This is a genomic window from Candidatus Pelagibacter sp. HIMB1542, assembly GCF_052047835.1.
In the GTDB taxonomy this organism is placed as follows: domain Bacteria; phylum Pseudomonadota; class Alphaproteobacteria; order Pelagibacterales; family Pelagibacteraceae; genus Pelagibacter.
The window spans coordinates 430,103-455,640 of the sequence record NZ_JBNAJB010000002.1 but is presented as its reverse complement, the minus strand read 5'-3'; the positions used below and the strand labels follow the sequence as shown (position 1 = coordinate 455,640).

The window sequence follows — 25,538 nt, the reverse complement described above, 5'->3', positions numbered from 1 at the left end:
TGAGATCAACTTGTAGTTTCAAATTTAAACCCTATATGACGAAAGAGAGAAAATAATATTATGAGTAAAATAATTGGAATAGACTTGGGAACAACCAATTCTTGTGTTGCGGTAATGGAAGGAACGCAAGCTAAGGTTTTAGAAAATGCAGAAGGAGCAAGAACGACGCCTTCGGTAGTTGCATTTACTGATGAAAATGAAAAATTAATAGGTCAACCTGCTAAAAGACAGGCAGTAACAAATCCTGAAAACACGATTTTTGCAGTAAAAAGATTAATTGGAAGAAATTTTGATGATCCAACAGTAAAAAAAGATGTTGAAGCTGCACCATTTAAGATAGTTAACTCTGAAAAAGGAGATGCCTGGATTGAAGCAAAAGGAGAAAAATATTCTCCATCTCAAATCTCTGCTTTCATTTTACAAAAAATGAAAGAGACTGCAGAAAAATATTTAGGATCAGAAGTAACAAAAGCTGTAATAACAGTACCAGCATACTTTAACGATGCACAAAGACAAGCAACAAAAGACGCGGGTAAAATTGCAGGGCTAGAAGTTTTAAGAATTATAAATGAACCAACTGCCGCATCGCTTGCTTATGGTTTAGATAAAAAACAAAACAAAAAAATTGCTGTGTACGATCTAGGTGGAGGGACGTTTGATGTTTCTATACTTGAGTTAGGTGATGGTGTATTTGAAGTTAAATCAACTAATGGTGATACTTTTTTAGGTGGTGAAGATTTTGATAATGCTATCGTTGATTATTTAATTTCTGAATTTAAGAAAGATAATGGTATTGATCTTAAATCAGATAAACTTGCTTTACAAAGATTGAAAGAAGCAGCTGAAAAAGCAAAAATAGAATTATCATCTGCAGAACAAACAGACATAAACTTGCCATTTATAACTGCAGATAAAACTGGTCCAAAACACATTAATCTAAAGATGACTAGAGCAAAACTTGAGGCTTTAGTTGAAGACTTGATTGCTAGAACAATGCCTCCATGTAAAACTGCTTTAAAAGATGCGGGAATTACCGCGAGTGAAATAGATGAAGTAGTAATGGTTGGTGGTATGACTAGAATGCCAAAAGTTATAGCAGAAGTTAAAAACTTTTTTGGAAAAGACCCTAATAAGAGTGTAAACCCTGATGAAGTAGTTGCAATGGGTGCTGCTATTCAAGCAGGTGTTTTGCAGGGAGATGTTAAAGACGTTCTATTATTAGACGTTACACCGTTATCATTAGGTATTGAGACGCTTGGTGGAGTTTCAACTAAATTGATTGATAAAAACACAACAATTCCAACTAAAAAAAGCCAAGTTTTCTCAACTGCTGAAGATAATCAGCCAGCTGTTTCTATTAGAGTTTTACAAGGTGAAAGAGAGATGGCTAGTGATAATAAGTTATTAGGTAATTTTGAATTGGTAGGTATTGCGCCAGCTCCAAGAGGTGTTCCTCAAATTGAAGTTACATTTGATATTGATGCAAATGGTATCGTAAATGTTTCAGCAAAAGACAAAGGAACTGGTAAGGAACAAAAGATTCAAATTCAAGCTTCTGGTGGATTAAGTGATGAAGAAATTGAAAAAATGGTCAAAGATGCCGAAGCTAATAAAGAAGCTGACAAAAAGAAGAGAGAGTCGGTTGATGTTAGAAACCAAGCAGATACTTTAATTCATTCTACAGAAAAAAACCTAAAAGAGCACGGATCAAAAATTTCAGACGCAGAGAAAAAAGCAATTGAAGATGCATCATCTGCTGTAAAAGAAGCTCTAAAAGGTGAAGATATTGAAGATATCAAGAAAAAAACAGAAGCTTTAGTTCAAGCTTCAATGAAACTTGGAGAGGCGATCTACAAATCACAACAAAGTGCTAAGCCAGAGTCAGGAAAAGATGATGGTGGAGATGATATGGGTAAAAAAGACGAGAATGTTGTTGATGCTGATTTCGAAGAAGTAAAAGACGAAAATAAAGAAAAAAGCGCATAAACTGACATTTAATTGTCTGGGGTAATTTGATGGCTAAAAGAGACTATTATGATGTCCTAGGCGTTAACAAGAGCGCAAGTCCTGATGAACTAAAATCTGCATATAGAAAGCTAGCAGTTAAATATCATCCAGATAAAAATCCAGGTGATTCAAAAGCTGAAGAAAAATTTAAAGAAGCTAGTGAAGCTTACGGAATACTTTCAGATAAAGAAAAAAAACAAAATTACGATAACTTTGGACATGCTGCTTTTGAAAATGGTGGTGGTAGACCAAGTGGAGGTTTTGGTGGTTTTGGTGGAGCTGATTTTTCAGACATTTTTGAGGATTTTTTTGGGGATTTTGGAGGTGGAGGAAGATCAAGAAATAGGAAATCAAATAATAGAGGTTCAGATTTAAGGTATGATTTATCAATTTCATTAGAAGAAGCTTATCACGGGAAAAAACAAGACATAAAATTTGCAACTACTGAACAATGTGGGACTTGCAAAGGTAATGGTTCAGAACCGGGTTATTCTCCCGATAGTTGTTCTTATTGTGGAGGGAATGGAAGAATAAGATCTAACCAAGGTTTCTTTACTGTTCAACAAACATGTCCTCAATGTAATGGCAATGGTGAGGAAATCACTAATCCATGCAATGATTGTAATGGTCAAGGTAAAAAACAAACATCCAAAAAAATATCTGTAACTATTCCTAAAGGAGTAGATGATGGTACTAGAATAAGACTTGCTGGAAAAGGTGAAGCTGGCAGCAGAGGTGGTGCTACAGGTGATTTATATTTATTTATAAATGTTCATTCTCATGAACTATTTAAAAGATCAGATGAAAACCTATTTTTTGAATTTCCTTTATCCCTTGCGGATGCAGCTCTTGGAACTACCATTGAAATTCCAACAATTGATGGTGGGCGGGCAAAAATAAAAATTCCAGATGGAACTCAAAATGGTAAACAATTTAGATTAAAAGGTAAAGGAATGCCCTTTGTGAGAAGAGGTGATTTTGGTGATTTATATGTACAAGTAAAAACTGAGGTACCCGTTTATTTGAATAAAAAACAAAAAGAATTATTAGAAAAATTTAGGGAAATTGAGAATCAAAAGTCTAATCCAAGTATAAAAAAATTTTTCCAAAAAGCTAAAAATTTTTGGAAAAATTAAGGGAAATATATTTAAAAAAAGATTATAATTTAAAATGAAAGATCTAAATATTTATATTGGAATTCCCTGTTATGGGAACAGCTTATCTGTGAATACCTTTGAAAGCATTTTGAATCTCACAAAATATTTTTTAAAAGAGAACATCAAATTTGATATTCATACACTAGGTCAAGAGTCTCTAATACCTCGAGGAAGAAATTTTATGTCAGCAAAAATGATGCGTAGTGAAAAAAAATATACACATTTGTTATTTATAGATGCTGATATAGGTTTTAAAATCGATAATATATTGAGATTAATAAATTTTAATAAAGAAATAGTTTGTGGAGTATATCCAAGAAAGAAAATTGAATGGCAGAGATTGTCAAAAAAAATACAAAGTGAAAATATAAGTGACGAAAATTCCTTATTTCTTAATTCTGTGGAGTTTGCAGTACACTTTGAGAATCCAAGAGATGTGAAAACTATTAATGGTTTTGCTAATTTAAAATATGGAGCTACGGGTGCAATGTTAATCAAAAGGACAGTTTTTGAAAAACTACAATCAAATTATCCTGAACTAAGATACGAATCTGATCATAATAATGAGATTATGTTTGATTTTTTTCAAACTGGCATAGTGGATGATAACGGAAAGAATAAATATATATCAGAAGATTACTATTTTTGCCATCTTTGGAAAAAATTAGGTGGTGAAATTTGGGGGGACTTAGCCTCTGGCTATTGGCATTTTGGCGATCATAATTACTACGGATCAGTTCTTTCAACCGCCAAGAAAAATAAAAACAAATGAATTTTAAAATATTAATTAATTTATGAAAAAAATAAATCTTAGCATTGCTGGCTGTCTAGGTCGTATGGGTCAACAATTAATTAAATCCTCAAAGAAACATAAAAGTTTTAATTTGGTTTCTTTAACAGAAAATCAATTAATTAAAAAAAAAATCAATGGCATCAAGCCACAATTAAACTCTTTGAAAGCATTTGAAAAAACTGATGTTATTATAGATTTCACAACACCGGATTGTACGCTTGAAATACTTAAAATAGCCTCAGAACTTAAAAGGAAAGTAGTAATTGGTACCACTGGATTTAATGAGAAACAAGAAAATCAAATAAAAAAATATTCAAAAAAGATACCTATTTTAAAAGCTGGTAATATGAGTTTGGGTGTAAATTTATTAATGTATTTATCTGAAATTGCTTCCAAATCCCTTGATGATGAGTACTTGAGTAAAATATTTGAGGTACACCACAAACATAAAAAAGACTATCCATCTGGTACAGCCTTAATGCTTGGTAAAGGAATTGCTGATGGAAAAAATAAAAATTTGAATAATTTAATAGGTAAAAAATTCTTAAATAAAAAATTTTTTCCTTACAACAAAAAAATTAATTTTAACTCGATTAGAAAAGGTGAAATTATTGGTGAACACGAAGTAAAGTTTTCAAATGGTAAAGAAATAATTACATTGAACCATGAAGCTTTTGATAGGGCACTTTATTCAGATGGTGCTCTAACTGCATCTAAATGGTTAATGAAAAAAAAACCTGGGTTATATTCAATGAGAGATTTGCTAAATTTTTCACAATGAATGAAAAGCAAAAAGCAAAAATCATTGTTAAAACGTTAAATAAAATCTATCCGAAAGCACCTGTACCATTAAAAAGTAGGAATACTTTCACACTCTTAATGTCTGTCTTGCTATCTGCTCAATGTACTGATGTAACTGTTAATAACGTAACCAAAGGTATATATCCAAAATATTATAAACCTCAACATTTTGTAAAATTAGGAAGAAAAAGAATTGAAAAATTAATTAAAAAAATTGGTATTTTTAAGGTAAAAGCAAAAAGTATTTACTTAATGTCAAAACAAATATTAGAAAAACACAAAGGGAAAGTACCTAAGTCTTTTGAAGAGCTTGAAAAACTGCCTGGTGTAGGACATAAAACAGCAAGTGTTGTGATGTCCCAAGGTTTTGGATATCCAGCTTTCGCTGTTGATACTCATATTCATAGACTTGCACAGCGTTGGGGTTTAACTAATGGAAAAAATGTAATTCAAACTGAAAAAGATTTAAAAAGAATATTTCCAAAAAAAACTTGGTCTAAACTTCATCTCCAAATAATCTTTTATGGAAGAGAATATTGTAAAGCAAGAGATTGTTATGGAATAAGCTGTAAAATATGTACTGCTTGCTACCCAAATAGAAAAAAACCTGTTATTACCAAAAAAGCTTAATATGAGAATTTTAGGAATAGGCAATGCAATAGTTGATGTTATCTGCAAAGTAGATGATAGTTTTATTAAAGAAAATAATCTAACCAAAAGCACAATGAAATTATTTTTCGATGAAAAAGAATTCAAAAGTTTATTAGCAAATCTTAAAATTGAAAAAACAGTTTCTGGTGGCTCAGTAGCAAACTCCATGGTTGGATTATCTCAACTAGGCAATAAAGTTGGTTTTGTTGGTAAAGTTTCTGATGATGAATTTGGTAATAAATATGAAATAGGTTTAGAACAAGAAAATGTAGAATATTTTTATTTTAAAAAAAAAGAAGAATTGCCAACCGGAACATGTTTAATATTAGTAACACCAGACTCGGAGAGAACGATGTGTACTTTCTTAGGAATAGCAGGAAAAATTAACGAGAATGATGTTAGCTCTGATGCAATTAAAAATAGTGAATTAATATTTTTAGAAGGCTATTTATGGGATGAAGGAGAACCCAGAAAAGCATTCGACAAAGCTATAAATAACTCTAATAAAGTTGCTATGTCACTTTCTGATCTATTTTGTGTAGATAGACATAAGCCTCATTTTTTAAACTTAGTTAAAAATAAACTTGATATAACTTTTGCTAATGAACAAGAAATCACCTCTTTAATTGAGGCAAAAAATTTTGATGAAGTTATAAATTTTTCAAAACAAGTTAAAAAATTAGTCATTATAACTAGAGGTGAAAAAGGTGCAGTTGCAATTAATAACAACGAGGTTTTTGAAAGTAATGTCAAAAAAAATCTCAAAATTGTTGATCTAACAGGTGCAGGCGATCTCTTTGCTGCTGGATTTTTACATGGATACATAAACAAATTCTCTACGAAACAGTGTCTTGAGAAAGGTACTGAGATGTCATCAAAAGTAATTCAACAAATTGGAGCAAGACTTAAAATCTAACTTTTATTTCTTCTAAAACTTCCTTTGCCTTTTTTAGGCTTTACTATTTTTGGTTTATATTTTTTAGTAAATAAATCTCTTGCAATTAGGTTTTTCTTATTTGATTTGATAACCATTTTTTTCACTTGTTATAAATTCATTGTCTTCAAAAGCTGATAAAATTTTCTTTCTCAATCTGTAAATATGTGTTTCAACAGTATGTGTCTCTATATTAGATTGGTAACTCCACACCTTATCTTGTAATTCATCAATACTTACCGGTTTCTTTGATTTTGATAAATAAATTATTGTATTAATCTCTTTTTCAGTCAACCTAAGCTTAATATTATTTATTGTCATTTGTCTTGAATTTAGATCAATAATATAATTTTTTACCTCAATTTCAGATTGACTGCTAAATTGTATTTTTAAAAATTCAATATTTACCTTTTCAAGCAGTTTAAAAATTTTGATTGGTGTGTTATCTAAAACTAATTGATTGTTAATTTTCAAATATTTTTTATTCGAAATAACTAAATAATTTTTTGAATTTTGAACACATTCATTTAAACAATTTTCAGTTTCAGCAAAAGTGACTTTAATATTTAAATCTAAACCAAGTTCTTCAAGAATATGATATAAAGTATTAAATTTGTAAATAATTAAATTCTGTGTAGTCACTTAATAGAGAATATGACAATTTTTGTAAAAAATAAACATACTCTTCAAATAGATGAATTTAAATTTAGATGTTGTATTGGTAAAAAAGGTTCGACCAAGAATAAGGAAGAAGGAGACAAGAAAACACCCCAAGGGACTTTTAAAATTGAAAATCTTTATTTTAGAAAAGATCGTAAAAAAAAACCATCAACATTACTAAAATGCATCGAAATTAACAAAAGTATGGGTTGGTGTAATGATTTACGTTTTCCTAAAAAATATAATAAACTTATTACAATTGAAAAAAAAATTAAACATGAAAAGTTAAAAAGGAAAGACTATAAATATGATTACTTAATTCCAATTAAGTATAATTTTAAAAAACCCAAAAGTGGAAAAGGAAGTTGTATTTTTATTCACCTTACAAAAAATTACAAACCCACAGCTGGATGTGTTGCTTTAAAGGAAAAAGATTTTTTGATCATACTAAAATTGATTAAAAAAAATTCTAAAATAAAAATTTTTTAAGTTCTCTGACCAAAAATACTAGACCCAACTCTAATATATGTTGATAAATGTTTAACAGCTTTTAAGTAATCTGAAGACATACCCATACTTAGTTCGGAAAGATCTAAGTTTTGTTTTAATTTACTCATTTCTGAGAAATAATTCTCTGAATCTACATTTATAGGAGGAATACACATCAAGCCAACAACATTTAATCTAATCTCTTTACAAATAGAAACTAGTTGCTCCAATTCATTTTTATTAATCCCCGATTTTTGATTTTCGTCACCTATATTCACCTGCAAAAAAATTTTAACTTTTTTATTTATTTTGGTTTGTTCTGATGCAATTTTTCTTGCAAGTTTTTCATTGTCTACTGAATGAATATAATCAAATAATTGTACAGCAAATTTTACTTTGTTAGTTTGTAATTTTCCAATCATATGTAATTTCAGTTGAGGGTTGTTTTTTTTAATTTCCGACCATTTTTGAACTGCCTCCTGAACTTTATTTTCACCATAATCAGTATGACCATGCTCTATAAGTGGTAATATCTTATCAATTTTAAAAGTCTTGGAAACTGCAATAATTTTGGGATTAGTGATAATATTGAAATTATTAAGATGAATTTTAATATTATTCTTAATATTTAATAAATTTTTTACTGTATTGTGCATGTTAATATGAATAGAAAATATTACTTTATTGATCAATTTGAAACAAAAAATATTGATAAACAAGACCAACAAACAATTATAATTTATAGAAATTATTCTCCAAAATCGTTAGATGAAAAGCTAATTTTAAAAATAAAAAACTACTGTAAAAAAAAAGGCATTAAATTCTACTTATCTAACTATGTTAAGCTTGCAATTAAACTTGATCTAGATGGAGCTTATATACCCTCTTTTAATAAAGATACTAATCATTTAGCTTATTCTTATAAAAAAAATTTTAATATTATTGGATCGGCTCATAACCTTAATGAAATTAAAATTAAAGAGAAGCAAAAAGTTAGTAAAATATTTCTATCTTCATTATTTAAAAAGAATAAGAATTTTTTAGGAATTAATAAATTTAAATTGCTTGCTAATCTTACAAAGAAAAAGATTGTTGTTTTGGGTGGGTTATCAAAAAAAAATGTAAAAAAACTTAAAATTTTAAATCAAACTGAATTTGCTGGTATTTCTTTTTTTGAATAAAAAAAAGGCCCCTAAAAGGGGCCTCTTTAAATTTAAATCTTAAATTTATTAGAATGCAAATGATACACCGATTTCAGCACCATCTCTATCGTCAGTACCTGCAAAACCAATGTTCTCTACATCATTAACTGCTCCTGCAAGTGTCATTCCACCACTAGTGTATGAGAATGAGAAACCTGAAGATTCTTGGTCAGCATCAGTTGAAATGTCAGTAGTTTCTAAAGTTGAAACATGGTAACCAACTGAAAAGTCATCATTTACAGCATAAGTAACACCAGCTGATGTGAACTCTTTATCACCAGTAGATGCAGTTGTGTCTGAATCTGATGTAGTCATACCAACAGTTATTGGTCCAGAAGTATATGTTGCATACATAACTTGCTCGTCAACAGTAGTTGATGCAGCTGACTCATCTTCTCCCATAGCTAAACCAATAGTTAAGCCATCCATTCCTTCTGGAGAGTATGCTAATGCAAATTCCATTCCTGAATTTACAGACGCAGCGCTAGATTGTACATATGATACAGTCGCAGTAACACCATTCATATCATTTGATGTGTATATGAACATGTTGTTTTGAGCATTACCATTGATGTTATTAGTATCTGCACCAGATACTACATCCCATGACTCCTCATAAGCATTTGGAGATTTATCATCAACAGCACTTAAAGCTGAAGATCCGCCATGACCATCAAATACCAAAGTTCCGAAGTCACCAGCCATTGTTATGCTGTGATCATCTTCAGCACCACCATCAATTTCCATTTTAGATGTAATCATTAAACCACCATCAGTTTCTCCACTTGCACTGAAATTTAATGAGTCACCCATAGTGATGTTATCGTTAGTTACATCTGCACCTGAGTTATTGTAAGTAATTGAAGCACCACCAGATACTGACATATCAGCAGCATTTACTGAGAATGCAACTAATGAACCAGCTAAAGCTGTTGCTCCGATTTTAGTTAGTTTATTCATAATATTTACTCCTTTATTACGTTATTATTAATAATAAACAGAGGCTTTTTAACAGAGTATTTCCTGTATTTTTCAATTTTTCCTAATTTTTAGGCTAATTTAAATTATTTGTTGCATTTTTATCACACATAATGTTCAAAATTGAAAAGTATGTTTAGTTATTTATTTATTTTAATATATAAAAGCCGTGTTTTCTTGAATTTTATGTCAATTATGAAAATTTTTTTTAAAATATTAGCATTGCTTGTTTTCGTTTCAGCATGTGAAAGTTTACCTGGAGGTGATGCTAAGAAGAATCCACCAAATCCAAGGGAAAGAGTAAAGAATAATTTAGAGCAGGGCAAAGGCTTCAGACTGAGCAATGCTATTAAAAATCAAGGAGGCAATTTTCAATTTGCAAGTTCAAATGAATTGTGGAGAGCTTCCTTAGATGTAATAGATTTCATGCCGCTTGCTTCAGCTAATTACAGTGGAGGAATGATAATAACTGACTGGTACTCTGATGGTAAGAATACTAATGAAAGTATAAAAATTACAATAAGATTTTTATCAAATGAAATTAGATCTGATGCTTTAAATATTAAAGTTTTTTATAAAAATTGTGATAACAACCTTAATTGTTCTATAAATGAAAAAAAAGGAACTCTTTCAAAAGAGTTGCAAAAAAATATTCTAAAGTTGGCTACCAAATACAAAAAAAACAAAGATACAGAAAATTTTAAACCATATACAGGCGTTGATATTTTAGATTAAATATAAAAATTAATTACTGTGGACAGATACAACTTCAAAATTGTTGAAAAAAAATGGCAAAAATACTGGGAAGAAAACAATTCTTTTGCGTCAAAAATAGATAAGACCAAAAAAAAATTTTATTGTCTTGAAATGTTTCCTTACCCATCTGGAAAAATTCACATGGGACATGTTAGAAATTATACAATAGGAGATGTACTAGCTAGATTTAAGGCTTTGCAAGGTTTTAATGTATTGCATCCTATGGGATGGGATTCATTTGGAATGCCTGCTGAAAACGCAGCAAGACAAAACAATTTAGATCCCAAAACATGGACTGAAGAAAATATTAGGACGATGAAAGCTCAATTAAAAAAATTGGGTTTATCAATCGATTGGGGCAGAGAAATTTCAACCTGCACTCCCGAATATTATAAACATCAACAAAAGTTTTTTTTAGAATTATTTGATAAAGGATTAGTTTATAGAAAAGAACAATATGTAAATTGGGATCCTGTAGATAAAACAGTTTTGGCTAACGAACAGGTAATTGATGGTAAAGGTTGGAGATCGGGTGCAAAAGTTGAGAGAAAAAAACTAAATCAATGGTTTTTTAACATAAAAAAATTTTCTGAAGATTTGCTAAATAGTTTAGATAAACTCAAAAACTGGCCAAACAAAGTTAAAGTGATGCAAAAAAACTGGATTGGGAAATCTTTTGGTTGTGAGATAAAATTTAAAATAAAATCCTCAAAAGATATTAATGAAATAAAATGTTTTTCAACTAGACCTGATACACTTTATGGACTTTCATTTTTAGCTCTTTCCATCGATCACCCAATTGCTAAATTTTATAAAAATAATAATGAATTTATTAAGTTTAAAAAGAAATGTAGCTCAACTGGAACAACAGAGGAGTCTATAGCCAACGCTGAAAAAATAGGGTTTAAAACTGATCTGGTCGCAATCAATCCATTAGATGAGAAAATTGAAGTGCCCGTTTACTTTGCAAATTTTGTTTTAATGGATTACGGACTTGGGGCAGTTTTTGGATGCCCAGCTCACGATCAAAGAGATTTGGACTTTGCAATAAAATATAATCTAAAAGTTAAACCAGTAGTCAAACCTGATATTGAAGATAAAGTTTTTAATATTAAAGAAAAAGCATATACAGGTCCTGGATATATATTTAACTCATCCTTTTTAAATAATCTAAGAGTCCCAGATGAATCCGTTGTGGAAGCAATAAAATTCTTAGAGAAAAATAATCTTGGAGAAAAAAAAATCAATTTTAGATTGAAAGATTGGGGAATATCAAGACAAAGATATTGGGGGTGTCCTATTCCAATTATCTATGATGAAAAAAATAATCCAAAAAAAATTCCTGAAGAAATGCTTCCAGTAGAACTTCCTATAATCAAAAAACTAGAGTCAACCGGTAACCCATTAGATAAAAAAACATCATGGAAAGAAATAACTTTAGATAACAAAAAGTATTATAGAGAAACTGATACGTTAGATACTTTTGTTGACTCTTCATGGTATTTTTTAAGATTTTGTTCACCAAAAAATGAAAATTATGGTTTTTTTAAAGAAGATATAGATTATTGGATGCCTGTCGATCAATATATAGGTGGTGTTGAACATGCTATACTTCACTTGTTATACTCAAGATTTTTTATGAGGGCATTAAATTTTCAAAATGAAAATTTTTCTATAGAAGAACCATTTGATGGATTATTCACACAAGGTATGGTTTGTCACGAAACATATAAAGATGAAAACAATAATTGGTTAACACCAGATGAAGTCAAGTCAATTAACGGTAAAAAAGTTTTAAAAAATGATGAAAATAAAAAAGTTTTTGTTGGTCCTTCAGAATCAATGTCAAAATCAAAAAAAAATACTATTGATCCTGAAAAGATAATTGAAAACTATGGAGCCGATGCGGTAAGGTTATTTATTCTATCAGATAGTCCACCGGAAAAAGATATTCAATGGTCGGAAGAAGGCATAACGTCTTCCTCTAAATTCATACAGAAACTTTGGAAACTAAATTTAGATATACAGAAAGAAATTCTTAACAATTCAAAAAATGACTATAATGAGGAACTTGAAAAATTTACAAACAAATTCATAAAAAAAATGACATATGATTTGGAAAATTTTCATTACAATGTATTAATTGCAAGTATTCATCAAATGCACTCTTTTTTAACTAAAGAAATTAAAAAAGGTTTCACTAAAGAAACCTTAATAAAAAATTATAAAAAAATACTTATTTCAATAAACCCTGTGTTACCCCATTTTTCAAATGAATGTTTAGGGATGTTTGAAAATAAAGAAGAAATAAAATGGCCAACCTATGAAGAAAAATTCTTGGAAACTGATATGACAACAATTGTTATTCAAATTAATGGAAAAAAAAAAGGATTGCACAAAACTAAAAAAAATTTAGAGGAAGCTGATTTATTAAAAGAAATCGAAAAAAGTTTGAAATTTACTAAAATTTTAAATAATGAAAACATTAAACGAAAAATTTATATCAAAAATAAAATAATAAACTTTATAATTTAAATGAAATTTAAAACTTTACTTGTAGTAATATTATTTTTTTTACAAAGCTGTGGTTATTCACCGGTATATTATAACTCAAAAAATATTGACTATAAATTAAACATAGTTGAGATTAAAAGTAACGACCCAATAATAAGAAACTTAATTAAAGTTAGATTAAAAAATCTTTCAAATGAAAATGGAGAAAAAATAATAAATTTAAGAGTAACGAATAGTATTGAGAAAGAAATTTTATCCAAAAATAAAAAAAATGAGATTACTGACTATAAAATAAAACAAAATATTAATTTTGAAATAATTAGTGAAAAAGAGCAAAATAAATTATTTAAATTCAATGATGAAATAAAAGTTGAAAATATCAATGACCAATTTGAATTTAAAAAATATCAAGATGTTATTATACAAAATTTTATAAATTCAAAGATTGATGAGTTTATATTAAAAATCTCAACAATATAATGATATTAAAATCTTATGAATTAAAAAAAATTAATTCTGATAATAAATTAATATTATTTTATGGAAAAAATGATGGGCTTAAAGAAATAGCTATTAGAGAAATAGTAAGTAAAAAAAAATCTTTATATCAATATGATCAAAATGAAATCCACCAAAGAGAAGAAAATTTTTTAGAAGAAATTTATTCTCAATCACTTTTTGAAGAAGAAAAAATAATTGTAATAAAAAGAATCAGTGACAAATTTATTAGTGTTGTTGAAAAAATTGACCTAACCAAACTAGGAAAGATCAAAATTATTTTAATAGGTGAAACTTTAGAAAAAAAATCAAAATTAAGATCTAAATTTGAAAAAGAAAGAAATTTTGTTTGTATACCTTTTTATGCAGATACAGATCAAGCTCTTATAAAGTTAGCACAAAATTTTATTAGAGAGAGAAAGATGTCCATATCATCATCTTTGATAAATCTAATAATAAGTAAAGTAAACAATGACAGAAAAGTACTTTTAAATGAATTAAATAAATTAGAAATCTACTCATATAATAAAAAAAAAATAGACGATAATGTAATTAACAAAATAATTAATTTAAATGAAAATCATGAAATAAATGATTTAATTAATTACTACCTAGTTCAAAATCGAAAGAAAATTGTTTCTATATTAAATGAAAATAATTTTGGTAACGAAGATTGCATAATTATTGTTAGAAGTTTATTAAAAAAAGCTAAGAAACTATTGGATTTATCTAATAAATATTTAAAAAATCAAAATATTGAAGCTACAATTGCTGCCTCAAAACCACCAATTTTTTGGAAAGAAAAAAATATTATTAAAGAACAAATATTTAAGTGGAATACTGAAGATATAAAAAAATTAATTTATAAACTAAGTGAAATAGAATTAATCATTAAAAAAAATATTAATATCTCTATAAATGTAATATCTGATTTTATTTTGCTAAAGCAAATCGATAGAACTAATAATTAGATTTTATTATGTCGATTAATTTATTTAATTGATCTAAATCTTTATATTCGATACTTATTTTTCCTTTATTTCTTTTGCTATTTTGAATATTAACATTTAGACCAACTTTGTTAGAAACTGACAATTCAAGTGCAATAATATTTGTATCTTTGGTTAATCTAGATTTTTTTCTATTTTTGAAAATTTTAACAAAATTTTCTGCTTGTCTTACAGATAGTTTTTTTTGAATAATTTTTGTTGCAATAAAACTAGCATTATCAAGGCCAACTAAAATTTTAGAATGACCTGCAGTTAATTTCTGAGTTTCTATTAATTTTATTACGTCTGCTGGCAAAGTTAAAAGTCTTAAAGAATTAGCAATATGGCTTCTACTTTTGCCAATAAATTTTGATACTTTTTCTTGATCATAAGAAAACTCATCAATCAATCTTTTATAACCTTGGGCCTCCTCTAGAGGATTTAGATCGTGTCTTTGCACATTTTCAACAATTGCAAATTCTAAAGATTTTAAATCATCAACTTCGGTAATAACAACTGGGACATTATGAAGACCAGCTCTTTGGGCGGCAAGCCACCTTCTCTCTCCTGCTATTATTTCAAATTTTGATTTAACATCATTTGATTTCCTAACAATAATTGGCTGTATCATTCCTCTTTGTTTAATAGAGTTGGTTAAATCTTCTAAATTACCTTCATCAAAGATTTTTCTTGGTTGATACTTGTTTGGAATGATGTCGCTAATTTGCAATTGATTAGTCTGAGATTCTGCTTTTACTTCACCAATTAATGAAGACAAACCTCTTCCTAGACCTTTTTTGATTTTGTCCATTATGCAGCACTTCCTATTGTTGACTCTTGATTTATAAATTCATCTGTGAAACTAAAATACGATTTGCTACCAGCACATGTTTTATCGTAAATTAAAACTGGCATTCCATGAGAAGGTGCTTCTGATAGCCTAACGTTTCTTGGTATTACTGTTGAATAAACTTTTTCAGTGAAAAAATCTCTTGCTTCTTTTTCAACTTGCGAAGATAGTTTATTTCTTTTGTCATACATCGTTAAGAGTATACCTCTGATTTTTAATTCTGGATTTAAACTTACTTTTATTCTTTCAATTGTCTTCATTAATTGCGTAAGACCCTCAAGAGCAAAAAATTCAGTCTGTAATGGGACTAAAAGGGAGTCTGAAGTAACGAGGGCCATGACAGTCAGCAAACTGAGCGATGGTGGGCAGTCTATCAGTATATAGTCATAGGAACCTCTAGAATCATTTAAATAAGCGGCTAATTTATGCTTTAAGATGAAAGCTCTATTTGTATCATCAGCTGTTTCAACCTCTAGACCTGATAAGTCAACATTAGAAGTTACCAAATCCAAATTTTCAAACTTGGTTTTCTTGATTACTTGATAAATTTCTTTGGTTCCATTCAAGACCCCATAAATTGTATCACCTGAATTTTCCATATTAGATAATCCAAGTCCTGTAGTTGCATTTCCCTGAGGATCTAGGTCTATAACTAAAATTTTTTTATTATGTTGTGATAGTCCAGCTGCAAGATTTATTACTGTTGTGGTCTTTCCTACCCCACCCTTTTGATTTATGACTGAAATAATTTGCATGTAATTTTTTTCAATTTTTTTTTAATTTTTTTTTTTAATTTTTTTTATATTTATCAAAAATGAATCTTTACTTGTTAAACTTTTCTTTTCTATATATTCCAAATTCCATTTTTTTTTTGAATTTTCAAAAACCTTTTTTCCGCTTTTACCCATAAAGAAAATTAAATTTTTATATTTCGAAAAATTTTCATAAACTAAATCTAAAACAACAGGCATAGGTTTAAACGCTCTCGACATAATTGTTCCTGTCTCTAAATTTTTTATCTCAAAAATATTTTTTTGAAAAACTTTTGTATTTAAATTTAATTTTTCTGAAACTTCTTTCAAAAAATGACTTTTATGGTAGCTTTTTTCATATAGATGCACATTCATTTTATTTTTCATGTTTTTTAGTATAATTGCTACTATAATTCCTGGTAAACCAGCACCAGAGCCTAAATCTGTAGTTGTATTGCAATTTAAATCAACAAAATCAATTATTTGCGCTGAATCTATAATATGACGCTCAATTATTATATTTTTTGATGCTGTTTTTTGACCAATTATGTTAATTTTTTTATTTTTTTCCATAATCAGAGATATATAGTTTTCAAAGTCTAAAAATGTTTCACGTGAAACATTTAGATCATTAAGTCTAGAGTAAGAATTTAAAATTTCTTGATCCATTAAGCTATATGCTTAATAGACTTTCTTTTTACGTGTGACAACAAAATATAAACAGCTGCTGGGGTTATTCCATCAATTCTTAATGCTTGACCCATAGTTTTAGGCTTTATTTCTTTAAATTTAGCTTTAACCTCATTAGACAAACCTGAAAACTCATCATAATTAATTTTATCAGGAATAATTAAGTTCTCATCCCTCTTAAATGCTAAAATATCAGCTTTTTGCTTTTTTAAATATCCCCTGTAATGAGCATTAATTTCTACTTGCTCATCAATTTCCTTACTATAATAGGGTATTTCAGGCCATATTTCTCTAATTTTACTCATATTTACTTCTTTCTGAGTTAACACTTCATTTGAAGATCTCAATATTCCATCTTTAGCAATTTTAATTCCATATTTTTCTGCTTTAGATGGTGAAATACTAGATTTATTCATTTTTAAATTAATTTTTTCAATCTTGTCGAATTTATCTAAATATAAAACTTTTCTTTCTTCTCCAATTAACCCAATTTCGATTCCCTTAGCTGTTAATCTTTGATCTGCATTATCTGCTCTCAAACTTAATCGATATTCCGCTCTTGATGTAAACATACGATATGGCTCTGCTACTCCCTTGGTAACTAAATCATCAATCATTACTCCAATATAGGCATCGGATCTATCAAGAATAAAAGGCTCAGAATTTTTAACAGATAATGCTGCATTTATACCGGCTATAAGGCCTTGCGCAGCTGCTTCTTCATATCCTGTTGTTCCGTTAATCTGCCCAGCAAGATAAAAATTGCTGATCTTCTTAGTTTCAAGGGTCAAGAATAGTTCACGTGGATCTATATAGTCATATTCTATAGCATATCCTGGTCTTATAATAGTAGCATTTTCTAAACCATTGATATTATTACATATTTCTTCTTGTACTTCGGCTGGAAGTGATGTGGATATCCCATTAGGGTAAATTGTGTGATCATTAAGCCCTTCTGGCTCTAAAAAAATCTGATGACGAACTTTATCTGCAAATTTTATTATCTTATCTTCTATAGAAGGACAATATCTTGGACCTACTCCTTTTATATTTCCTGAGTACATTGCACTTTTAGATAAATTTTTTTCTATAATTTTATGAACCTTCTCATTGGTATAAGTCATTCGACATGATACTTGTTTGTTTAAATTTTTTTTAGTTAGGAAAGAAAAAAAATAAGGGTCATCATCTGCAAATTGTTCTTCAAGGTTTTCAAAATTAATAGTTCTTGCATCTAATCTTGGGGGTGTTCCGGTTTTTAATCTTCCAATTTTGAAATAATATTTTGCTAATTGTTCACTTAAACCTGTTGAAGGTTTTTCGTCATACCTACCTGCTGGTGTTCTTTCATCACCTATATGAATCAAACCATTTAAAAAAGTTCCTGTTGTTAGTATTAACTTTTTACATGATACCTTTTTACCTTCTTTTGTTTGAAAACCACTTATAGCATTATTATTAAAAATAAACTTTATTACAGCATCTGAAAAAATGCTTAAATTACAGTAGTTTATAAGTTTTTCTTGCATAAATTTACGGTAAAGAGCTCTATCTGATTGAGTTCTTGGTCCACGTACTGCTGGACCTCTGCTTCTATTTAATAATCTAAATTGTATGCCTGATTTGTCAGCAACATCTCCCATAACACCATCAAGTGCATCTATTTCTCGAACTAAATGGCCTTTGCCCAAACCACCAATTGCAGGGTTACATGACATCTCACCAATAGTTTCTATTTTATGGGTGAATAGGGCAGTGTTAACTCCTAGTCGAGCAGAAGCAGCAGCTGCCTCACATCCTGCATGGCCTCCACCAATTACAACTACATCAAATAACAAATCATTTTTCATGAGTTGAATTTATATGCGAATACACAATTTACAAGGCAGGCTTAATCTTTTGTAAATAAGGGTTAATTATCAATAGTTTTGGATAAAAAATGTCTAAAAACTAGGAAAATAGGGGATTACTTACCGATACAAAAATCGTTGAAAATACTACCTAATATCTCCTCTACATCAACTTTTCCAACGATCATACCTAAATGTTTAGTGGCTAATCTCAAATCCTCTGCTGCTTTATCAAAATCTTCTATTCCTTTTTTTTGATTGAAGTTATTCAAATGGTCTAAACACTGTTCCAATTGTTGTCTGTGTCTTTCTCTGGTAATTAAAATATCATCACTAGTTATAAATTTATTTTTTAAATTATTTTTTATTTTTGAAACTAGTTCATCAATATTTTTATTATCTTTAATTGAGATTAAAACATGATTTATATTTTTAATTTCTGAGTCAATTTCTTTTTCTAAAAGATCAGACTTATTTATAACTAAAATTGCATTTTCATCTAATAAACCCTTCAAAACTTCAGTAAAATCAAGGCTTTTTGCATCTACCACTACAAGCTTTAAATCTGCTTCTTTGGCTCTGTTTAAAGATAATTTAATACCTTTTTTTTCTATCTCGTCTTTAGATTCTCTTATTCCTGCGGTATCAGATATTATTACAGGATAACCGTCTATACTAAGATGAGCTTCGATAACATCTCTTGTGGTACCAGCAATTTCAGAAACAATTGCAACATCTCTATTTGATAAGTGATTTATTAAACTAGATTTACCTGCATTTGTTGGTCCAAGGATTGCAATCTTAAAACCCTCTCTAATTCTTTCTCCAACTTTTTGATCATTTAAAATCTTTTCAATTTTTTGAATAACATCATTTGAATCATTTTTGATTTCATCCAAAATATTGTTTGGCAAATCTTCATCGGGGAAGTCAATTTTAGCTTCAACATAAGATAAAATTTTTAAAAGTTTTTCTCTTAAAAAATTGAATTGATCTGCTGACTTACCATTCATAATTTTAATTGCTTGTTGTCTTTGAATTTCTGTTTCAGATAAAATTAGATCAGCTATACTTTCTGCTTCTAATAAGTTTATTTTTCCATTTTGAAATGCAAGTTTAGTAAATTCACCTGGTTCTGCTAATCTACAATTTTTAACTTGAGAAATAGAGGAGTGAAGGGCATCTACTACAGCTTTACTACCGTGAACCTGTATTTCTGCCATATCTTCACCTGTGTAGCTCTCTGGCCCCGGAAACCATAGTATTAGACCTTCATCTATAAGTTCAGAAGTATTGATTTTATTGATTTTTCTTAAGGTAGCCACTCTAGGTTTGGGTAAATCTTTTGAGGTTAATAATTCAATAATTCTACCAGTATTTTCGCCTGAAATTCTGATTACAGCTACCCCAGATATTCCTGCTCCACTTGATAAAGCATAAATAGTCAAACTAAATTCTCCTTTATAACTTTTACTATATTGTTTTGAAAATCATTAGTAAAACTTTTTGAATTAAATAAACTAGAGTCTAAAAGTTTATTATTAACTTTTTCTCTTAATTCTTTTATTGCATTAAAATTATTACTTAAATCTGATGCTTTAAATAAATATTCATTTTCATCTTTCGCAATTAAATAATTGACACCCAAGTTATACAATATACTTGATCCACATCTAGAATTAAAATTGTTACCCCTCAATGTTAAAACAGGAACACCATTCCATAATGCCTCAAATGTTGTGGTAACTCCATTATAAGGAAAAGTATCTAAAGCTATATCTATATATTCATATTTTTTAAAATGATTTGTTAAATCTGTTGAAGTATCTAAAATTTCAACTCTATCTTTTAAAGATTCTTTTTCAAAAACTTCCATAAGAAAGTCGGTATTATATTTTTTTGAAGATTTTAATATTAATCTTGATGTTTTATTTTGCTTTAAAATTTTGCACCAAATGGAAAGGTTTGTATCTGAGATTTTATTAAAATTGTTAAAAGAACCAAAAGTAACAAAACCTTTTTTTAAAGCAGGAAATTCTACTTTCTCTTTTTTAAAATTAAAACCCACATGAGCATTCCAAATATTTAATCTGATTATTTTTTCTGAATAAAATGATTCTTCATTCTGTAAAATAAGGTTATTATCAGCTATTAAATAATCTATTTCTTTAACTCCAGTGGTATTACAATAACCTAGCCAAGATATTTGGATAGGTGCCAATCTATTTTTAAAAAGATTGAGTCTACTTTCACTAGTAAAACCCATTAAATCAAAGACAATATCTATTTTTTTTGTTCTTATTAAATTTACTGCGCTTTCATCACTTAAAGATGCAACATTAATCCAGTGATTAAACTTATGTTTTACTGATTCACTTTTTGAATCATTTTTGGAATTTGATATAGCAATAATTTCAAATTTTTTTTTATCAAAATTATTTAATAAAGAAGACAAAAAATACATTATTGAATGACCCTGAAACAAATCACTTGAAAAAAAACCTAATTTAATTTTTCTATCTAAAATATTATTATCTATTTTTAAATCTTCAAATTTATATCTTTTTAAACTTTCATAATAATGTGAAGAATGATTTAAAAATTTTTCTTGTGTCCATTCATGAATAAAATTATTAGCATAAATATAAGAACACCAAATATCATTAGCATTTGGATCAATCTCAATAATTCTTCTGAGAATAAGCAATCTTTTTTTTACTTGAAGTGTATATTTGTAAACATCTGAAATAGCTCTTAATATAACTAAATTATTTGAAAATTTTGATTTATTTTCCTCATAGTATTTTAGGGCATCATCTACATCAAAAATTCTAGAACTTAATTTTATAAAATTTGAAAGTGCTTCATAACCTAGACTAGAATTTTTATCTAAAAGATATGCATTTCTAAAATTTTCTCTTGCTGATATTAAATTTTTTTTATCTGAATTTAAAAATGATTTACTAATTCCAAGAATATGAAGTAACTGTGGAGTTTTTTGATAATCAGAACTTTCTATATCATTAATAATTTTCTGAAATTTTTTTTCATGAAAAAGTATTTTATATTCTTTAATTTTATCACTCATTTAACGATGAAATTATATGAGTAAATTCTTTAAAAAAAAGAATTTATGTAGGTTTATTCATTGAATTAAAAAATTCAGAATTATTTTTTGTATCTTTCAACTTTGAATTAATGAATTCAATTGCATCCATAGTTCCCATTGGGGCAATTATACGCCTTAAAACATTCATTTTTTGAAGATCACCTTTATCAAATAATAATTCTTCTCTTCTTGTACCAGATTTAGTTATATCTATTGCTGGATAAATTCTTTTATCAGCAATTTTCCTATCTAAAACAGTCTCGCTATTTCCAGTTCCTTTAAATTCTTCAAAGATTACTTCATCCATTCTACTCCCTGTATCTATTAAAGCTGTAGAAATAATTGTTAATGAGCCACCTTCCTCGATATTTCTTGCTGCACCAAAAAATCTTTTTGGTCTTTGAAGAGCGTTTGCGTCTACACCACCTGTTAACACTTTTCCTGAACTTGGTATTACTGCATTATAAGCTCTTCCTAATCTTGTTATAGAATCTAATAGAATCACAACATCTTTCTTATGTTCAGTTAATCTTTTTGCTTTTTCTATAACCATTTCAGCAACTGCTACGTGTCTTTGCGCTGGCTCGTCAAAGGTAGAACTAATTACTTCACCTTTTACTGTTCTTTGCATATCAGTAACTTCCTCTGGACGTTCATCTATCAATAAGACTATTAGATAACACTCAGGGTAATTTTTAGCTATTGAGTTTGCTATGCTTTGTAAAATCATAGTTTTACCAGCTTTAGGTGGTGAAATAATTATTGATCTTTGTCCTTTTCCAATTGGACTAACTAGATCAATTAATCTTGGGGTAAGATCTGGTTTTTTTTCTACCTTTGTTGTTTCAATTTCCATTACTAATTGTTTGTCTGGATATAATGGAGTTAGGTTATCAAATGCAATTTTATGTCTTGCTTTTTCAGGCTCTTCAAAATTTATTTTGCTCACTTGTAATAATGCAAAATATCTTTCACCTTCTTTGGGAGCTCTGACTGGTCCCTCTACAGTATCTCCTGTTCTTAAACCAAATTTTCTAATCTGACTTGGACTCACATAAATATCATCTGGTCCTGGGAGATAATTAGATTCCATTGCTCTAAGAAAACCAAAACCATCTTGTAATAACTGCAAAACACCAACGCCTGTTATTTCCTCTTTTTCTGCAACCTTTTTAAGTATAGCAAAAAGAATTTCTTGTTTTCTTAGTGTACTGGCGTTCTCAATTCCAAGCTCTTCTGCTTGTGTAATGAGTTGTTCAGATGATTTAAGTTTTAGTTCTTGAATGTTCATGGTTAGTTTTAAGATAAGGACTTATCGATATATTAATATATATATACTGATTATATTATTTCAACCCCAGATTGGCTTAAATATAGCTAAAAATACTACAATAATTAAAATTGCAGTTGGAATTTCATTAATAATTCTAAAAAATTTAGATGATTTAAGATTTGTTCCATCTTTTAATGCAAAAAGACATTTGCCCAAATATTCATGATAAATTGAGAGAAAAACAACCAACATTATTTTAATTTGCATCCATAAGTTCGAAAAAACCTCAAAGCCAATTAAATAAATTAATACTAATCCAAAAGCCCATGTTAGTATCATAGCAGGACGCATTATGTAATTGTATAATCTCTTTTCCATTAAGATAAAAATATCAGCGGCTTCTTTTTTTTCTTTATTTTCAACATGATAAACAAAAATCCTTGGAAGATATAAAAGACCCGCCATCCAAGATACAACTGCTATTAAATGTAAAGATTTAAAAAGCAGATAAGAGTTCATAAATTAAATATTTTCTTCAATTAGAGATTTAATTAAAACAATATGATCATCGTTATCGTTTAAGCATGGAACCATATCAAAATTTAATCCTCCAGCATTTAGGAAACTTTCTTTACCTTGGATTAATATTTCTTCTAATGTTTCTACGCAATCAGATGAAAAACCTGGACAAATTGTTAGAACATTTTTAATTCCTTCTCTTGGTAAATTTTCTAAAGTTTTGTCAGTATAGGGTTGTAACCATTCTTGTGGACCAAATCTTGACTGAAAAGTAGTCTTTATTTTTATAGAATTAAATTTTTCTGAGATAAGTCTCGTTGTTTTGTGACAATAGCAATGATAAGGGTCTCCTTTGTCAAAATATTTTTTTGGTATGCCGTGGTATGAAGCTATCATTAAATCAGGCTCCCAACTTATTTCATTAATTTTTTTATTAATTGAGCTAACTAATGCGTCAATATAGAGAGGGTTAGATTCATAATGTGGTATGATTTTAAGGGAAGGTTGCCATCTCATTTTCATTAATGTTCTATAAACCTCATCACAAACTGTTGCTGTTGTTGCTGCTGCATATTGAGGATAAAGAGGCAAAATTATTAAATTTTCACATCCCATCTCGTGTAATTTATATATCTTTTTTTTAATACTTGGATTTCCGTACCTCATAGCAAAATCTAAAATTGTATTTTCTTTTTGTAATAATTGAGAAGTTTTTTCACTTTGTTTTTTTGTATAATATAGAAGGGGAGACATATTTTCGTTTTTCATCCAAATTTCTTTATAAGCCCTCGCGGTCTTAGAAGGTCTAAAAGTTAGAATGAATAAATTTAAAATTATTTGCCAAATTACAGGATTTACTTCAATCACTCTTCTGTCTGATAGAAATTCTTTTAAATACTTCCTAATATCAAACCAATTTGTTGAATCAGGAGTGCCTAAGTTAATTATGAGAACTCCTGTTTTTCCATATTTTACTGGCGGATGATTTTTATCCATAATTTAATTATTTTTTACTATTTTAATTAAGTTTTCGACCATCTCTGGATTAGTTTCAGGAAGAATACCATGTCCTAAATTAAATATATATGGATGATCTTTAAAAATTTCTAAATATTTATGAGTTTCTTTTTTTAAATTTTCGTAGTCTGTCAGAAGAATTTTAGGATTTAAACCTCCTTGAATAGGAATTTTTATATCTTTAAGTATTTTTTTAGGATCAACATTATAATCGATGCTTATTGCATCAGGTTTAACAATTTCGCAAAATTCTTTATAATTTTTAATTTCTCTTGGAAAACATATTACTGGTATTTTTAATGATTTAACATACTCTACTAAATTTAAAGTAGGAGTATAAATATAATTTGGGAGATCTTTTTCTTCTAATAAACCGGCCCAACTATCAAAAATTTGAATAACATTAGCTCCATTATCAATTTGATTTTTAATATGAACTTTTAAAAATTTATCTATAAGTAATAAAATTCTATTTATTAAAAATTCATCATTAAAAAAATTTCTATTCAAGTCATTTTTTGGAGATTTTAAATTGATCATATAAACTAAAAGGGTCCAAGGTGCTCCAACAAATCCAATAGTATTTTTATTTTGTACAATTGGATCAGAGCTTACTTTTTTAATAGCTTTATAAACAGGATATATTTTTTCTACAAAATCTATCTCATCTAATTTTGCAATCTTTTTTAAATTTAAACTTTCTAGTTTGGGACCAAAATTTTTCTCAAATTTTACTTTTTGACCTAAGCCGTAGGGTAACATTAAAATATCAGAAAAAATTATTGCGGCGTCAATATCAAATCTTTTTAATGGTTGTAATGTTATTTCAGCTGACAAGCTATCATTTAAACATAAATTAATAAAATCAGAATTTTTTTTTCTTATTTCTCTGAATTCAGGTAAATATCTACCTGCTTGTCTCATTATCCATAGAGGGTTAAATGAGGTATCTTTGTTGATGATTACTTTGTTCAAAGGTTTCATATAAAAGTTTTATAAATTATTGTAGTATTATTATATCTTGTGAATAAAGAAGATTATTTTTTATA

General features: G+C 28.4%; 25 protein-coding genes. 12 read left to right on the top strand and 13 right to left on the bottom strand.

Annotation, left to right across the window (positions count from 1 at the left end; genetic code table 11):
- The first annotated feature begins 60 nt into the window (after positions 1-60).
- Genes dnaK through ACTTBI_RS06675 form a run of 6 tightly spaced genes read left to right on the top strand, consistent with a single transcriptional unit; the run spans position 61 to position 6,325 of the window.
- A complete protein-coding gene (gene dnaK / locus ACTTBI_RS06700; protein ID WP_440653313.1) occupies positions 61-1,986 on the top strand; it encodes a molecular chaperone DnaK in 1,926 nt (641 codons plus the stop codon).
- A 29-nt stretch (positions 1,987-2,015) separates the two neighbouring features.
- Positions 2,016-3,143, top strand: coding sequence for a molecular chaperone DnaJ (dnaJ, locus tag ACTTBI_RS06695; protein ID WP_440653312.1), 1,128 nt, complete (start codon positions 2,016-2,018; stop codon positions 3,141-3,143).
- Positions 3,144-3,177: 34 nt separating this feature from the next.
- Entirely contained in the window at positions 3,178-3,936 is a 759-nt protein-coding gene (locus tag ACTTBI_RS06690; RefSeq protein ID WP_440653311.1) for a hypothetical protein, read from the top strand.
- A 22-nt stretch (positions 3,937-3,958) separates the two neighbouring features.
- The gene (gene dapB / locus ACTTBI_RS06685) at positions 3,959-4,738 is read left to right on the top strand and encodes a 4-hydroxy-tetrahydrodipicolinate reductase (RefSeq protein WP_440653310.1); all 780 of its coding nucleotides are present in this window, start codon (positions 3,959-3,961) and stop codon (positions 4,736-4,738) included.
- Positions 4,735-5,388 carry an endonuclease III gene (gene nth / locus ACTTBI_RS06680; protein WP_440653308.1) on the top strand — a complete coding sequence of 218 codons (654 nt, stop codon included), beginning with the start codon at positions 4,735-4,737 and terminating at the stop codon, positions 5,386-5,388. Before dapB ends, nth begins: the two co-directional genes overlap by 4 nt.
- 1 nt (position 5,389) lies before the next feature.
- A complete protein-coding gene (locus ACTTBI_RS06675) occupies positions 5,390-6,325 on the top strand; it encodes an adenosine kinase (protein WP_440653307.1) in 936 nt (311 codons plus the stop codon).
- 96 nt (positions 6,326-6,421) lie between these two features.
- Here ACTTBI_RS06675 and ACTTBI_RS06670 read toward each other — a convergent pair whose 3' ends face one another.
- Positions 6,422-6,985 carry a winged helix-turn-helix domain-containing protein gene (locus ACTTBI_RS06670; protein ID WP_440653305.1) on the bottom strand — a complete coding sequence of 188 codons (564 nt, stop codon included), beginning with the start codon at positions 6,983-6,985 and terminating at the stop codon, positions 6,422-6,424.
- Positions 6,986-6,997: 12 nt separating this feature from the next.
- Here ACTTBI_RS06670 and ACTTBI_RS06665 point away from each other — a divergent pair, with 12 nt between their 5' ends.
- The gene (locus tag ACTTBI_RS06665; RefSeq protein WP_440653304.1) at positions 6,998-7,492 is read left to right on the top strand and encodes a L,D-transpeptidase family protein; all 495 of its coding nucleotides are present in this window, start codon (positions 6,998-7,000) and stop codon (positions 7,490-7,492) included.
- Here ACTTBI_RS06665 and ACTTBI_RS06660 read toward each other — a convergent pair.
- Complete coding sequence (locus tag ACTTBI_RS06660) at positions 7,489-8,148, bottom strand: YggS family pyridoxal phosphate-dependent enzyme (RefSeq protein WP_440653303.1); 660 nt, start codon at positions 8,146-8,148, stop codon at positions 7,489-7,491. The two genes, ACTTBI_RS06665 and ACTTBI_RS06660, sit on opposite strands and share 4 nt — an antisense overlap.
- A 6-nt stretch (positions 8,149-8,154) precedes the next feature.
- Between ACTTBI_RS06660 and ACTTBI_RS06655 the strand changes: the two genes are divergently transcribed.
- Positions 8,155-8,673, top strand: a complete 519-nt coding sequence (locus ACTTBI_RS06655; RefSeq protein WP_440653302.1) for a thiamine phosphate synthase — start codon at positions 8,155-8,157, stop codon at positions 8,671-8,673.
- A 48-nt stretch (positions 8,674-8,721) separates the two neighbouring features.
- Here ACTTBI_RS06655 and ACTTBI_RS06650 read toward each other — a convergent pair whose 3' ends face one another.
- Positions 8,722-9,654 (bottom strand): porin, encoded by a 933-nt coding sequence (locus tag ACTTBI_RS06650; RefSeq protein WP_440653301.1) that lies wholly within the window; start codon positions 9,652-9,654, stop codon positions 8,722-8,724.
- Between the two features lie 213 nt (positions 9,655-9,867).
- Here ACTTBI_RS06650 and ACTTBI_RS06645 point away from each other — a divergent pair, with 213 nt between their 5' ends.
- From ACTTBI_RS06645 to holA, 4 genes are read left to right on the top strand one after another with little or no spacing between them, the layout of a single operon-like run.
- Positions 9,868-10,407, top strand: a complete 540-nt coding sequence (locus tag ACTTBI_RS06645) for a DUF3576 domain-containing protein (RefSeq protein ID WP_440653300.1) — start codon at positions 9,868-9,870, stop codon at positions 10,405-10,407.
- An 18-nt stretch (positions 10,408-10,425) separates the two neighbouring features.
- The gene (leuS, locus tag ACTTBI_RS06640; RefSeq protein ID WP_440653298.1) at positions 10,426-12,963 is read left to right on the top strand and encodes a leucine--tRNA ligase; all 2,538 of its coding nucleotides are present in this window, start codon (positions 10,426-10,428) and stop codon (positions 12,961-12,963) included.
- The gene (locus ACTTBI_RS06635; protein ID WP_440653297.1) at positions 12,964-13,422 is read left to right on the top strand and encodes a hypothetical protein; all 459 of its coding nucleotides are present in this window, start codon (positions 12,964-12,966) and stop codon (positions 13,420-13,422) included.
- The gene (gene holA / locus ACTTBI_RS06630; RefSeq protein ID WP_440653296.1) at positions 13,422-14,411 is read left to right on the top strand and encodes a DNA polymerase III subunit delta; all 990 of its coding nucleotides are present in this window, start codon (positions 13,422-13,424) and stop codon (positions 14,409-14,411) included. Before ACTTBI_RS06635 ends, holA begins: the two co-directional genes overlap by 1 nt.
- Here the strand turns inward: holA and ACTTBI_RS06625 are convergent.
- The 10 genes from ACTTBI_RS06625 to hemE all read right to left on the bottom strand — a co-directional run bounded on the left by ACTTBI_RS06625 (position 14,401) and on the right by hemE (position 25,473).
- Positions 14,401-15,240, bottom strand: a complete 840-nt coding sequence (locus tag ACTTBI_RS06625) for a ParB/RepB/Spo0J family partition protein (protein ID WP_440653295.1) — start codon at positions 15,238-15,240, stop codon at positions 14,401-14,403. The genes holA and ACTTBI_RS06625 overlap by 11 nt on opposite strands.
- On the bottom strand, positions 15,240-16,034 hold the full coding sequence (locus ACTTBI_RS06620) for a ParA family protein (protein ID WP_440653293.1): 795 nt from the start codon (positions 16,032-16,034) through the stop codon (positions 15,240-15,242). Before ACTTBI_RS06620 ends, ACTTBI_RS06625 begins: the two co-directional genes overlap by 1 nt.
- 21 nt (positions 16,035-16,055) lie before the next feature.
- Entirely contained in the window at positions 16,056-16,700 is a 645-nt protein-coding gene (locus tag ACTTBI_RS06615) for a 16S rRNA (guanine(527)-N(7))-methyltransferase RsmG (RefSeq protein WP_440653291.1), read from the bottom strand.
- On the bottom strand, positions 16,700-18,571 hold the full coding sequence (mnmG, locus tag ACTTBI_RS06610) for a tRNA uridine-5-carboxymethylaminomethyl(34) synthesis enzyme MnmG (protein ID WP_440653289.1): 1,872 nt from the start codon (positions 18,569-18,571) through the stop codon (positions 16,700-16,702). Before mnmG ends, ACTTBI_RS06615 begins: the two co-directional genes overlap by 1 nt.
- Before the next feature lie 116 nt (positions 18,572-18,687).
- Positions 18,688-20,019, bottom strand: a complete 1,332-nt coding sequence (gene mnmE, locus ACTTBI_RS06605; RefSeq protein ID WP_440653287.1) for a tRNA uridine-5-carboxymethylaminomethyl(34) synthesis GTPase MnmE — start codon at positions 20,017-20,019, stop codon at positions 18,688-18,690.
- Entirely contained in the window at positions 20,016-21,659 is a 1,644-nt protein-coding gene (locus ACTTBI_RS06600) for an O-linked N-acetylglucosamine transferase, SPINDLY family protein (protein WP_440653286.1), read from the bottom strand. The genes mnmE and ACTTBI_RS06600 overlap by 4 nt, the downstream gene beginning before the upstream one ends.
- A 43-nt stretch (positions 21,660-21,702) precedes the next feature.
- Positions 21,703-22,971, bottom strand: coding sequence for a transcription termination factor Rho (gene rho / locus ACTTBI_RS06595; protein ID WP_440653284.1), 1,269 nt, complete (start codon positions 22,969-22,971; stop codon positions 21,703-21,705).
- Positions 22,972-23,031: 60 nt separating this feature from the next.
- Positions 23,032-23,472: a protoporphyrinogen oxidase HemJ gene (gene hemJ / locus ACTTBI_RS06590; protein WP_440653282.1), complete on the bottom strand. Its 441-nt coding sequence runs from the start codon at positions 23,470-23,472 to the stop codon at positions 23,032-23,034.
- 3 nt (positions 23,473-23,475) lie between these two features.
- Positions 23,476-24,468, bottom strand: a complete 993-nt coding sequence (gene hemH / locus ACTTBI_RS06585; protein WP_440653280.1) for a ferrochelatase — start codon at positions 24,466-24,468, stop codon at positions 23,476-23,478.
- A 3-nt stretch (positions 24,469-24,471) separates the two neighbouring features.
- Positions 24,472-25,473: a uroporphyrinogen decarboxylase gene (gene hemE, locus ACTTBI_RS06580; RefSeq protein WP_440653279.1), complete on the bottom strand. Its 1,002-nt coding sequence runs from the start codon at positions 25,471-25,473 to the stop codon at positions 24,472-24,474.
- Between the last annotated feature and the right edge of the window lie 65 nt (positions 25,474-25,538).

Excerpts from the sequence above, each read along its gene's own strand:
- ACTTBI_RS06625 (WP_440653295.1), bottom strand. The coding sequence starts at position 15,240 with ATGGACAAAATCAAAAAAGGTCTAGGAAGAGGTTTGTCTTCATTAATT.
- ACTTBI_RS06690 (WP_440653311.1), top strand. The coding sequence starts at position 3,178 with ATGAAAGATCTAAATATTTATATTGGAATTCCCTGTTATGGGAACAGC.
- hemJ (WP_440653282.1), bottom strand. The coding sequence starts at position 23,472 with ATGAACTCTTATCTGCTTTTTAAATCTTTACATTTAATAGCAGTTGTA.
- ACTTBI_RS06655 (WP_440653302.1), top strand. The coding sequence starts at position 8,155 with ATGAATAGAAAATATTACTTTATTGATCAATTTGAAACAAAAAATATT.
- ACTTBI_RS06675 (WP_440653307.1), top strand. The coding sequence starts at position 5,390 with ATGAGAATTTTAGGAATAGGCAATGCAATAGTTGATGTTATCTGCAAA.
- hemE (WP_440653279.1), bottom strand. The coding sequence starts at position 25,473 with ATGAAACCTTTGAACAAAGTAATCATCAACAAAGATACCTCATTTAAC.
- ACTTBI_RS06660 (WP_440653303.1), bottom strand. The coding sequence starts at position 8,148 with ATGCACAATACAGTAAAAAATTTATTAAATATTAAGAATAATATTAAA.
- nth (WP_440653308.1), top strand. The coding sequence starts at position 4,735 with ATGAATGAAAAGCAAAAAGCAAAAATCATTGTTAAAACGTTAAATAAA.
- ACTTBI_RS06635 (WP_440653297.1), top strand. The coding sequence starts at position 12,964 with ATGAAATTTAAAACTTTACTTGTAGTAATATTATTTTTTTTACAAAGC.
- rho (WP_440653284.1), bottom strand. The coding sequence starts at position 22,971 with ATGAACATTCAAGAACTAAAACTTAAATCATCTGAACAACTCATTACA.
- holA (WP_440653296.1), top strand. The coding sequence starts at position 13,422 with ATGATATTAAAATCTTATGAATTAAAAAAAATTAATTCTGATAATAAA.
- ACTTBI_RS06650 (WP_440653301.1), bottom strand. The coding sequence starts at position 9,654 with ATGAATAAACTAACTAAAATCGGAGCAACAGCTTTAGCTGGTTCATTA.
- ACTTBI_RS06620 (WP_440653293.1), bottom strand. The coding sequence starts at position 16,034 with ATGCAAATTATTTCAGTCATAAATCAAAAGGGTGGGGTAGGAAAGACC.
- dapB (WP_440653310.1), top strand. The coding sequence starts at position 3,959 with ATGAAAAAAATAAATCTTAGCATTGCTGGCTGTCTAGGTCGTATGGGT.
- dnaK (WP_440653313.1), top strand. The coding sequence starts at position 61 with ATGAGTAAAATAATTGGAATAGACTTGGGAACAACCAATTCTTGTGTT.
- ACTTBI_RS06665 (WP_440653304.1), top strand. The coding sequence starts at position 6,998 with ATGACAATTTTTGTAAAAAATAAACATACTCTTCAAATAGATGAATTT.
- ACTTBI_RS06615 (WP_440653291.1), bottom strand. The coding sequence starts at position 16,700 with ATGGATCAAGAAATTTTAAATTCTTACTCTAGACTTAATGATCTAAAT.
- ACTTBI_RS06645 (WP_440653300.1), top strand. The coding sequence starts at position 9,868 with ATGAAAATTTTTTTTAAAATATTAGCATTGCTTGTTTTCGTTTCAGCA.
- hemH (WP_440653280.1), bottom strand. The coding sequence starts at position 24,468 with ATGGATAAAAATCATCCGCCAGTAAAATATGGAAAAACAGGAGTTCTC.
- mnmG (WP_440653289.1), bottom strand. The coding sequence starts at position 18,571 with ATGAAAAATGATTTGTTATTTGATGTAGTTGTAATTGGTGGAGGCCAT.
- ACTTBI_RS06600 (WP_440653286.1), bottom strand. The coding sequence starts at position 21,659 with ATGAGTGATAAAATTAAAGAATATAAAATACTTTTTCATGAAAAAAAA.
- dnaJ (WP_440653312.1), top strand. The coding sequence starts at position 2,016 with ATGGCTAAAAGAGACTATTATGATGTCCTAGGCGTTAACAAGAGCGCA.